The sequence below is a fragment of the Vibrio sp. D173a genome (assembly GCF_030248475.1).
Genome location: NZ_JAHGAH010000930.1, coordinates 1 through 559, shown reverse-complemented (window position 1 = coordinate 559; position 559 = coordinate 1). Strand labels below are relative to the sequence as shown.

Here is a 559-nt window from a genome sequence, read left to right as displayed (position 1 = left end):
ATGATGTGGTCTCTTTCCGTATCGAACCGACTCTATTCAATCCATTAGGTGCTTTGACATCGAATAACTTGGCGGTTCAGATCAAAGAAGATCCTAACAGTGCTGGCGATTACATCGGCTTTATTAAAGATGCGTCGGATGTTGAGACCAATGTCTTTACCATCAGTTTCTCCGATTCAAACTTAGGTCAATACACCTTCACACTACTTGAAGCGCTCGACCATGAAGATGGTTTGGACAAAAATATGGTCACCTTTGATGTTCCAGTGCTTGCTGTTGATAGCGATGGCAACGATTCGGCAATGTCGCCACTTAAGGTGACCATCGAAGATGACGTTCAAGGCATGAGTAATGGCATCTTGAATATCGAAGAGCCGACAGTCGCCGAACTGGCTGCTGGGGTGGTGACCACAACCACGATTGATGTAATGCCAGAGCAGAGTGCGGATAGCGCGACGATTACTCAGTTCACCTACGATGGCGGAACGCCATTGATGCTTGACCAAACGGATACAGGCGAGCAAGAGTTCACCTTCATCGAGGGCTCACTGTTTATTAC

The 559-nt window shown here is 47.0% G+C and carries 1 protein-coding gene; it reads left to right on the top strand.

The genetic code is table 11. From position 1 onward, the window contains the following. On the top strand, nucleotides 1-559 hold a 559-nt coding region (locus KIV40_RS30355), incomplete at both ends, for a hypothetical protein (protein WP_285352978.1).